This is a genomic window from Micromonospora sp. NPDC001898, assembly GCF_042891255.1.
Lineage (GTDB): Bacteria > Actinomycetota > Actinomycetes > Mycobacteriales > Micromonosporaceae > Micromonospora.
Genome location: NZ_JBIATC010000011.1, coordinates 175,567 through 185,282, shown reverse-complemented (window position 1 = coordinate 185,282; position 9,716 = coordinate 175,567). Strand labels below are relative to the sequence as shown.

8 protein-coding genes are annotated in these 9,716 nt (G+C 71.5%); 2 read left to right on the top strand and 6 right to left on the bottom strand.

Features of this window, described 5'->3' with window-relative positions; genetic code table 11:
• Positions 1-90: 90 nt before the first annotated feature.
• Positions 91-561, bottom strand: a complete 471-nt coding sequence (locus tag ACFYZF_RS22390) for a peptidase inhibitor family I36 protein (protein WP_387023694.1) — start codon at positions 559-561, stop codon at positions 91-93.
• Between the two features lie 279 nt (positions 562-840).
• Positions 841-2,427, bottom strand: coding sequence for a hypothetical protein (locus ACFYZF_RS22385; RefSeq protein WP_387023693.1), 1,587 nt, complete (start codon positions 2,425-2,427; stop codon positions 841-843).
• Between the two features lie 44 nt (positions 2,428-2,471).
• Between ACFYZF_RS22385 and mptB the strand changes: the two genes are divergently transcribed.
• On the top strand, positions 2,472-3,863 hold the full coding sequence (gene mptB, locus ACFYZF_RS22380) for a polyprenol phosphomannose-dependent alpha 1,6 mannosyltransferase MptB (RefSeq protein ID WP_387023691.1): 1,392 nt from the start codon (positions 2,472-2,474) through the stop codon (positions 3,861-3,863).
• A 134-nt stretch (positions 3,864-3,997) separates the two neighbouring features.
• Here the strand turns inward: mptB and glnA are convergent, their stop codons facing one another.
• Positions 3,998-5,422 (bottom strand): type I glutamate--ammonia ligase, encoded by a 1,425-nt coding sequence (gene glnA, locus ACFYZF_RS22375; protein ID WP_387023689.1) that lies wholly within the window; start codon positions 5,420-5,422, stop codon positions 3,998-4,000.
• A 251-nt stretch (positions 5,423-5,673) separates the two neighbouring features.
• Between glnA and ACFYZF_RS22370 the strand changes: the two genes are divergently transcribed.
• Positions 5,674-6,072, top strand: a complete 399-nt coding sequence (locus ACFYZF_RS22370; protein WP_387023687.1) for an RDD family protein — start codon at positions 5,674-5,676, stop codon at positions 6,070-6,072.
• A 110-nt stretch (positions 6,073-6,182) separates the two neighbouring features.
• Here the strand turns inward: ACFYZF_RS22370 and ACFYZF_RS22365 are convergent, their stop codons facing one another.
• The 3 genes from ACFYZF_RS22365 to lipA all read right to left on the bottom strand — a co-directional run bounded on the left by ACFYZF_RS22365 (position 6,183) and on the right by lipA (position 9,580).
• Positions 6,183-6,872 carry a DUF4191 domain-containing protein gene (locus tag ACFYZF_RS22365; protein ID WP_387023685.1) on the bottom strand — a complete coding sequence of 230 codons (690 nt, stop codon included), beginning with the start codon at positions 6,870-6,872 and terminating at the stop codon, positions 6,183-6,185.
• Positions 6,873-6,932: 60 nt separating this feature from the next.
• Entirely contained in the window at positions 6,933-8,420 is a 1,488-nt protein-coding gene (locus ACFYZF_RS22360; RefSeq protein WP_387023683.1) for an NAD(P)/FAD-dependent oxidoreductase, read from the bottom strand.
• A gap of 152 nt (positions 8,421-8,572) precedes the next feature.
• Positions 8,573-9,580 (bottom strand): lipoyl synthase, encoded by a 1,008-nt coding sequence (gene lipA, locus ACFYZF_RS22355; protein WP_387023681.1) that lies wholly within the window; start codon positions 9,578-9,580, stop codon positions 8,573-8,575.
• Positions 9,581-9,716 lie beyond the last annotated feature (136 nt).

The window sequence follows — 9,716 nt, the reverse complement described above, 5'->3', positions numbered from 1 at the left end:
GGTCGACTGCTGTCTTACCGGGAGCCTCGTCCTATGTCGACACGGGCTCCCCGCACCCACCGTGACCAGCACCATCACGATGGAAAAGCCTCAATCGTCGTGAACTGACTTCCTGAGTTCCTTGCCGAAGTCCACGCACTGGCAACGACTTTCGCTCTGATGATTTATTCCGTCAGCACCAGATCTGCGCGTAGCTAATCGAGTCGTTCCACTGCGAGCCCAGAAGGTCCCGAGGTTGGAAACCTCGGTGTGCGCGCCGACGGTGATTGGCGCGTCGGAGCGGTCGCCGTTCTTGTAGAGCTTGTAGGCGCAGTTGCCCCGGTTGCGTACCGAGGTGACCGCGTTGTCGGCGTTGGTGTTGACCAGGCTGGCGCTGCCGTTGAGCACGTCCAGGATGTTCACGAAGCCGGCGTCCTTGTACAGGCAGAGCGCGCCGGTGGAGGGGCAGCTCAGGGCCATCGCGTCCGTTGTGGACGGCCCTGCAGCCTGGGCCGGCGTGCCGGCGAGGACGGCGGTGCCGACGAGGGCGAGGCCCGCGAGCTTGATCCCGATCTGTCGCATGGTGTTTCCTCCCGTTGGTGGCGGCGGGGGGTACGGCCGTGGCGCGGTTCGTGACCGGCCTGCGGGAAGCCTTCGACCGACAGCGTCGACTGGCGATGTCGAGCAATTTAGGCATGCCGCATCGGGGTGAGCGGGACACTGCCCGCGATCACCCAACAAGCGTTTTATCCAGTAGCCCCCGTGCGCCTGTTGTTGTGCCATCAACCTACGTGATGGGCAATTTTGGCGTCAAGACCTTTCGATGCCCTAAGTGGTTTCCCGGTTACCGTGGGGAGTGGGTCAGCCGGTGACACGGTAGTTGCCGGCGCTCGGCACGGTCACCACGGTCCATACGCCGTCCGGGGCGAGCGTCGCCCGACCGTCCACCCGCAACCAGCGGCTGTGTCGTACCCGTACCCGGACCGTGCCGGGGCCCGACATGCGGAAGGTCAGCGCCGTGGCGTCCTGCCCCATCAACTCCCCGGGGGCGGCCACCAGCGGCGTCGGGTCGGACACCGCGTAGAGCCGCCAGTGCCGCTCGGACCAGACCTCGGTCAGGTACGGCAGCCCGCCGTCGACCAGTTCCGCCTCCGCGCGTCCCACCCAGGACAGGTCGGCGTCGGGGACGGCGACGTACTGCACGGCGTTGTCGGCCAGCCACGCCCGGTAGCTGTCGGCGGTCAGCGGAACGCCGGTTCCGGCGGCGCCCGGCACGGTCGTGAAGAAGAGCGGATTGCGGGCGATGTCGGCCTGCCGCAACCAGCCCCGGGCCAGCGGGACGTCGCCGAGGAGGGCGGCCTCCCAGTAGTCGCGGGTCGGCGGCACCTCGACCCGCCCGGTGAGCCCACGTCGCGCCAGCTCGGCGCGCAACGGGGCGAAGTAGGCCGGCTCGGTCGTCGGGCCGCCGACGCCACGCAGGTCGGCCGGCACCACCGGGGGCTGCCACCAGCAGACGGCGGCCAGCAGTGCCGCCAGGGCGGCGCCGGCCGCCCCGCCCCGACGCAGCGCGGCCGGCAGCCGCCAGGTGGCCCGCTCCGGCAGCCGGGCGGCGGCGGCCAGCACCGGCAGCGCGAACATCACCACCAGCCGGGTCGCGTTCAGCCCGACCGGCGTGTGCACCAGCGCGGCGATCAGCACCCCGGCCGCCGACAGCAGCGCGCCCACCCGGACCGGCCGGTACGCCACCAGCGCGGCCACCACCAGGCTGGCCAGCGCGGCGCGCAGGGTGTCGGTGCGGCTGATGTTCATCCAGCCGCCCTCGCCGAACAGCAGCCCGGTCACGGCCAGCGGGGCCGCCGCGGCGACCCCGAGCAGCAGGCCGTCGCCGTACCGGCGGGTGAGTAGCAGCGCTACCCCGGCCAGCCCGACGAACAGGCCGGCGACCGGGCTGGTCGCCGAGGCCAACAGCGCTGCGGCAGCGGCCAGCCCGACACGCAGGCGGCGGCGGCCCGGGGGCACGCTCGTCGGCAGGGTGAGCGCGAGCAGCGCGGCGAGCCCGAACGCCACGCCGAGGCCGTAGGTGACCCGGCCGGAGACGAGGTTGCCGGCGATGGTGACCACCCCGACCAGGCCGCCGAGCAGCGGGCGGGGCACCCCGGTACGCACCAGCAGCGCGGCGAACGCCGCCGCCGCGCCCACCAGCGCGAGGACGCCGGTCACCCGGACGCCGAGGACAGCCATCACCGGCGGGGAGACCAGGCTGTAGCCGAGGGGCTGGATGCCGCCGTACCACCGCAGGTCCACCAGGGCGGGGCCGTGCGCGGCGAAGAAGTCGGCGCGGGCCACCTGGGCCGAGAGGTCGGAGCCCATCCTCGGCAGGAGCAGGTACCCCACGCCCAGGACGGCCGAAAACCCGGCGGACACCGCCACCACCGCACCGCGTCGCATGCCCACCTCCGTACCGCGACCACCGTACTGGCAGCATGGCGGGCGTGCCTCACCACCTCGCGCGCTGGACGGGTTTGACCGGTTCCCTGCTGCTCGCCCTGTCCGCGTACCTCGGCGGGGCGTTCCCGAAGGGTGACCTGCGCCCCTCCCCGGTCAGTATCTGGCAGGGGCCGTACGGGCCGCTGATCATCGCGGCCTGGCTGCTCGGCACCGCCCTGATGGCCTGGGCGTGGTGGTCGCTGCGGGACGGGACGCCGTCCGCGCGCTGGGCCCTGGTCACCGTCGGGCTCTGGCTGCTGCCGCTGCTGCTCGTCCCGCCGATGGCCAGCCGGGACGTCTACGCGTACGCCTGCCAGGGTGCCAGCTACGTGAACGGGATCAGCCCGTACGAGCAGGGCGTGTCCGCGTTGCCCTGCCCGTGGCTGGATTCCATCTCGTACATCTGGCGGGACACCCCGGCCCCGTACGGGCCGCTGTTCGTGGTGCTCGCCGGGGCGGTGGTGAAGGCGACCGGTTCGCTGACCGCCGCCGTCGTCGCGTTCCGGCTGCTCGCGGTCGCCGGGGTGGCGCTGACGGCCGCCTGCCTGCCGGTGCTGGCCCGCCGCTGCGGGGTCCCCGTCGGGCGGGCGCTCTGGCTGGCCCTGGCCAGCCCGCTCATCGGCGTGCACCTGGTGGCCGGTGCGCACAACGACGCGCTGATGGTGGGCCTGCTGATCGCCGGGTTGGCCGTGGTGGCCGCCCATCCCGGGCGGCCCGGCCCGCTGCTGGCCGGCGGGGTGCTGCTCGGCCTGGCCGTATCGATCAAGATCACCGGGCTGGTGGTGATCCCGTTCGCCGCGCTGGCCGCGATGGCCGGGCCGTACCGGATCCGGACCCTGCTCCGTGACGGTGTGCCGGTGGTCGTGGGAGCGGTCGCCACGATGGTCGGGGTGACCTACGCCGGTGGCCTGGACTTCGGCTGGATCGGCGGCCTGGAGAGCGGGGGCGACGTGATCGCCTGGACGTCGCCCTCGACGGCGGTCGGCCAGACCGTCGGCTACGTCGCGGTGATCTTCGGGGCGCACGTCGACGCGCTGCCGGTGACTCGGGCCGTCGGCCTGGTCGCGCTGGCCGTGCTGCTGGTCTGGCTCTGGTGGCGGGCCCGCACCCGCGACCCGTTCTTCCACGCCGGCCTGGCGCTGGCCGCCACCGTCGCGCTTTCCCCGATCGTGCACCCCTGGTACTGGATCTGGCCGCTCACGGTGCTCGCCGCCACCGCCCGGCGCAGCACGTGGTTCGCCGCGGTCGCGCTGGTGGGGTCGTTCCTGGTACTGCCGGACGGCACCGGCCTGGCCCGGTACACCAAGGTGCCCGGTGCGCCGCTGATGACGCTGCTGCTGATCTGGGCCGCCGTGCGATGGGTGCGGTCGGCGAGGGCGACCCGCGCGCCGGCCTGATGGTCGGGGGCGTGGCGGGCTCGCCCGCTGAACGGGGGCGGTGCGTCGGGCGACGGGCGAAAGGCGGCCGGGCCGGCCCCGCGTGCTGCGGAGCCGGCCCGGCCGGTGCTGGAGGAGCGTGCTGACCCGAGGGCTCAGCAGTCGAAGTACATCGCGAACTCGTGCGGGGTCGGGCGCAGGCGCACCGGGTCGACCTCGTTGGCCCGCTTCCAGCCCACCCAGGTGGAGATCAGGTCCGGCGTGAACACGCCGCCGTCGAGCAGGTAGTCGTGGTCGGCCTCGAGCGCGTCGAGCACCTCGGGCAGCGAGCCCGGAACCTGCTTGACCGAGCCCCACTCCTCCGGCGGCAGGTCGTACAGGTCCTTGTCGATCGGCTCCGGCGGCTCGATCTTGCTCTTGATGCCGTCCAGGCCGGCCATCATCATCGCCGAGAAGGCGAGGTACGGGTTGCTCGACGGGTCCGGCACCCGGAACTCGACGCGCTTGGCCTTCGCGTTGCTGCCGGTCACCGGGATGCGGGTGCAGGCGGACCGGTTGCGCTGCGAGTAGACCAGGTTCACCGGCGCCTCGTAGCCGGGCACCAGGCGGCGGTACGAGTTGATCGTCGGGTTGGTGAAGGCCAGCAGCGACGGGGCGTGGTGCAGCAGGCCGCCGATGTACCAGCGGGCCATGTCGGACAGGCCGGCGTAGCCGGTCTCGTCGTAGAACAGCGGCTCACCGTTCAGCCACAGGCTCTGGTGGGTGTGCATGCCCGAGCCGTTGTCGCCGAAGAGCGGCTTCGGCATGAACGTGGCGGTCTTGCCGTTGACCCAGGCCTCGTTCTTGATCAGGTACTTGAAGAGCTGGAGCTGGTCGGCCGACTGCAGCAGGGTGGAGAACCTGTAGTTGATCTCCGACTGGCCGGCGGTGCCGACCTCGTGGTGCGAACGCTCCACGGTGAAACCGGCGTCGACCAGGCGACGGACCATGCCGTCGCGCAGGTCGGCGTAGTGGTCGACCGGCGGCACCGGGAAGTACCCGCCCTTGTACGGGGTCTTGTACCCGCGGTTTCCGCCCGGCTCCTCGCGGCCGGAGTTCCAGGCGCCCTCGATCGAGTCGATGTAGTAGAACGACTGGTGCGCCGAGGTCTCGTGGCGGATCGAGTCGAAGATGTAGAACTCGGCCTCGGCGCCGAAGTACGCGGTGTCGGCGATGCCGCTCGCGGCGAGGTACGCCTCGGCCTTCTTCGCCACGTTCCGCGGGTCCCGGGAGTACGCCTCGCGGGTGAACGGGTCGTGGACGAAGAAGTTGAGCGCGAGGGTCTTCTGCGTGCGGAAGGGGTCGATGAACGCGCTCGCGACGTCCGGGAGCAGGAGCATGTCCGACTCGTGGATCGTCTGGAAACCGCGGATCGACGACCCGTCGAAGGCGAGACCGTCGCTGAAGACGCTGTCGTCGAAGGACTCCACCGGCAGGTTGAAGTGCTGCATCACGCCGGGCAGGTCACAGAAACGTACGTCGACGAACTTTACGTCCTCGTTCTTGAGGTATCGCAGGAGTTCCTCGGGATTGGCGAACACACGTCCTCCTGGCACGTCCACGGGTGGCTGGCTCCTGGCGACGCTATGACCGCGCGGTTGCCCGGCCGTATCTTGAGTGTTTCTGTCGTGTTACGTCGCTCGCGCTGCGTTATCTTCGCCGGTCAGTAGCCATCCGTTGTCCGTTCGGACGATACCCCGCGCGACGTTGTACCGCAGATCTCCGCCTTTGACCGTTTCGGCGGCCGGTGCCGATCCGACCACCGCGGCGTGCCTGACTACCCTTGGCGACTGTGACCACGCCGCAGCATCCCGCAGCCCCCGCCGCCGACCCCGGTTTCGTCCCGCCCACCCTGGGCCGCCGGTTCGGCGCCCTGGTGATCGACTGGGTGCTCTGCCTGCTGGTGTCCAACTTCTTCGCCGACCCGGTCCGCGACGGCTGGGCCCCCGTCGTGGTGCTGATCGTCGAGTACGCCCTCTTCCTCGGACTGTTCACCCAGACCCCCGGCATGTACATCACCAGGATCCGGTGCCTGTCCTGGGCCGACGGCGGCCGGATCGGGCTGGCCCGCGCGCTGCTGCGCGGCGTCCTGCTGGCTCTGCTGGTCCCGGCCCTGATCATGGACGAGCACCGCCGCGGCCTGCACGACCGCCTCACCGGCTCGGTCATCGCCCCCGCCCCCCGCCCCTGATCTGGGCGCTGTCACACGGAAAGAGTGGCCTCCCGTCGACCAGGAGCCACTCTTTCCGTGTGACAGCGCGTCTTGCGGGGCCGCACGCGGCCGGGGGAGCGGGACGGGGGCTAGCGGCCTCGGCTCTGGCGGAAGGCGTTGCGCTGCGGGCGCATGTTCTTCGGGATCGCGCCCTTGGGCATCTGTGGGCGGGCGGTGAGCGCCTTGAGCCGCTTGTCGAGGGCGTTGACGTCCTTGCCGCTGAGGCTGCGCGGCAGTCGCATCAGGGTCATTCGCAGCTTGCGGATCGGCAGCTCGCCCTCGGCCTGGCCGATCACGTAGTCGTAGAGCGGTGCGGTGCCGATGACCTTGGTCAGCCGCCGCTTCTCCTGCCCGAGCAGGCCGCGGACCCGCTGCGGGTTCCCCTCGGCCAGCAGGATCACGCCGGGGCGCCCGATCACCAGGTGCACCATGTCCATCTGGGTGGTGGCGCTGACGGCGGGGGTGACCCGCCAGTCGCCCCGCATGTTCTCCATGATCTGCGCCGCCGCGCCGGGCTGCCCCTCGGCGGCGTTCATCATCGCCTTGTTGGATCGCAGGTTGAGCACGATCAGCGCGGCGAGCAGGGCGATCAGGATGCCCAGCGGCAGCCAGAACCAGCCCCAGAGGATCACCGCGACCACGGTCAGCGCGAGCGGGATCAGCACCGCGCCGGCGGTCAGCGGCGCGAACCACCGGTCCTGCTTGGCGGTGAACTGGAACACCATCCCGATCTGCTTCAGCCGCTGGCCGAACGAGACCTTCTCCTGGGGCTTTGCCATGCCGCAGAGTCTAGTGGTCGCCGTGCGACGGGGTTGATCCGCGCCCGGTGCTCCGGCCGGTCAGGATCGGCGGGGCAGGACCGGTGCGGCCCGGCCGGTGCCGTGTCGGCCGGTGGACCCGGCTGTCGGGGAGCCGCCGGCCTGCTCGTGGTACTCCTCCTCGACGTTGACCGTCCACACGTCGTGCTCACCGTCGTCGAGGATGTTCTCCACGGTCAGCATCGCGGTGAGCATCGAGTGGTCCTGGTTGTTGTACCGGTGCATGCCGTTGCGGCCGACCGGGTGCACGTTCGGCACCGCCTCGGCGAGCCAGGCGCGGACGGTCTCCACGGCCTGCTCGTACCCGGTGTCGTAGAGCGGGTACGCCTTCGGCATCCGGACCACGTACCCGGCGGAGACCGCACCGGCGTCGACCAGCCCGAGCGCCTCCAGTTCGGCGGTGCCCAGGGCGACCAGCTTCTCGTCGGGGGCGTCCCACAGGTCGTCGCCGACGTCGACGAAGTACTCCAGCCCCAGGCAGGTGAACCCCTCCCGCACCAGGTACGGCGACCAGGAGCCGAAGTTCTGCACCCGGCCGACCCGTACCCCCGGGGTGTGCACGTAGATCCAGTTGTCCGGGAAACCGGCGGCGGCGGGCACCACCAGGGCCACGGTGAGGAAGTCGCGGTGCCGCAGCGCGTCGGCGGCGGCCAGCACCTCCGGCGGCGCGGGCGGGTCCACGGCCCGGACCAGCGCGGGCAGCGGCATGCTGCTGATCACATGGTCGACGGCGACCCGGCGCGGGCCGCCCGGCCCGGCCACGGTCACCGCGACCGCCCGGCCGTCGGCGCGGTGCACGGTCGCCGCCCGGGCCCCCATCGTCACCACACCGCCGGCCTCGGTGACCAGTTCGGCGCAGCGTTCCCACATCATCCCCGGGCCGAGCCGGGGGTACTGGAACTCCTCGATCAGGCTGGTGATGTCGGCCCGGGCCCGGCGGGGCAGCAGCGCGTTGCGCACCGCCCCGGCCAGCGACAGGTTGCGGATCCGCTGGGCCGCCCAGTCGGCCTGCAACTCGGTGGCCGGGATGCCCCAGACCTTCTCCGTGTACGTCTTGAAGAACATCCGGTACAGCCGGGTGCCGAAGCGGGCCGACACCCAGCCCTCGAAGTGGCTCTGGTCCGCCGGAGGTCGCATCCGCGCCCACAGGTACGACCCGACGCAGCGGGCCGCCTCGACGACCCCCAGGTTGCCCAGCGCGTTGCCGGCCCGCAGCGGGTAGTCGAACAGCCGGCCCCGGTAGTGGATCCGGCTCATCCGGGGGCGCAGCAGGAAGTCGCCGTCGGGCAGCACCTCGTGCCAGAACGCCTCGACCCGGGCCACCTTCGTGAAGAACCGGTGCCCGCCGATGTCGAACCGCCAGCCGTCCCGCTCGACGGTGCGGCTGATCCCGCCCACCACGTCGTCAGACTCGATCACCTCGACGGGGGCGTTCCGCCTCGTCAGTTCGTAGGCGGCGGTCAGGCCGGCCGGACCGGCACCGATGATCACCGTATGTGGCAAGGGCATGACTAAATTCACCATCTTCGACGCCTGACGGCAAGTGCCGCCCCGCTGGGTGGGACGTCGAGGGCCGGGGCGCGCGGAAATTTAGCACGTGATCGGGCCGCTGTGGACCCCGCGTACGTCCGTCCGCCCCCGGTGCGCGCCGGGCCGACGGGTCAGGCGCGGACGGCGTCGCGGGCGTCCAGCGCCTGCCGGTAGAGCCGCCCGGCCCGGTACGACGAGCGCACCAGCGGACCGCTCATCACCCCGGCGAAGCCGATCTCCTCGGCCTCCTCGCGCAGCTCCACGAACTCCTCCGGCTTGACCCAGCGGGTCACCGGGTGGTGCCGGGGCGTCGGGCGCAGGTACTGCGTGATGGTGATCAGCTCGCAGCCCGCCTCGTGCAGGTCGCGCAGCGCCTGGGACACCTCGGCCCGCTCCTCGCCCATGCCGAGGATGAGGTTGCTCTTGGTGACCAGGCCGGCGGCGCGGGCCTGCCGGATCACGTCCAGCGAGCGGTCGTACCGGAAAGCCGGCCGGATCCGCTTGAAGATCCGGGGCACCGTCTCGACGTTGTGCCCCAGCACCTCGGGGCGCGAGCCGAAGACCTCGGCGAGTTGCTCGGGGACCGCGTTGAAGTCGGGGATCAGCAGCTCCACGCCGCAGCCCGGCTGGAGGGCGTGGATCTGGCGGACCGTCTCGGCGTACAGCCAGGCGCCGCCGTCGGGCAGGTCGTCGCGGGCGACCCCCGTGATCGTGGCGTAGCGCAGGCCCATCGACACCACGGACTCGGCCACCCGGCGCGGCTCGTCGGCGTCGAACTCGGCCGGCTTGCCCGTGTCGATCTGACAGAAGTCGCAGCGCCGGGTGCACTGGTCGCCACCGATGAGGAAGGTGGCCTCCCGGTCCTCCCAGCACTCGTAGATGTTGGGGCAGCCGGCCTCCTGGCAGACGGTGTGCAGCCCTTCGCGCGAGACGAGCCCGCGCAGCTGGGTGTACTCCGGCCCCATCTTGGCCTTGACCTTGATCCACGGCGGCTTGCGTTCGATCGGTGTCTCGGCGTTGCGCGCCTCGATCCGCAGCATGCGCCGCCCCTCGGGGGCGACCGTGGCGGTACGCGCAGCGGGGCCGGTCGTCGGCTGCTCGGTCGGGGGCGTCGTCGGCGCGAAGTGCTCGATCGTCACGAATTGAGCCTACGCCGGACGGTCGCTGTCGATGGACGTGAGGCGACGGCCATCACCCCCTGATCCCTGTGACGCCGCCCACCGCCACCGCCGAAAATCCCGTTACCTGCCCCCGCCCGGGGTGTTAGCTTGCGGC

Excerpts from the sequence above, each read along its gene's own strand:
- ACFYZF_RS22365 (WP_387023685.1), bottom strand. The coding sequence starts at position 6,872 with ATGGCAAAGCCCCAGGAGAAGGTCTCGTTCGGCCAGCGGCTGAAGCAG.
- ACFYZF_RS22360 (WP_387023683.1), bottom strand. The coding sequence starts at position 8,420 with ATGCCCTTGCCACATACGGTGATCATCGGTGCCGGTCCGGCCGGCCTG.
- ACFYZF_RS22385 (WP_387023693.1), bottom strand. The coding sequence starts at position 2,427 with ATGCGACGCGGTGCGGTGGTGGCGGTGTCCGCCGGGTTTTCGGCCGTC.
- ACFYZF_RS22390 (WP_387023694.1), bottom strand. The coding sequence starts at position 561 with ATGCGACAGATCGGGATCAAGCTCGCGGGCCTCGCCCTCGTCGGCACC.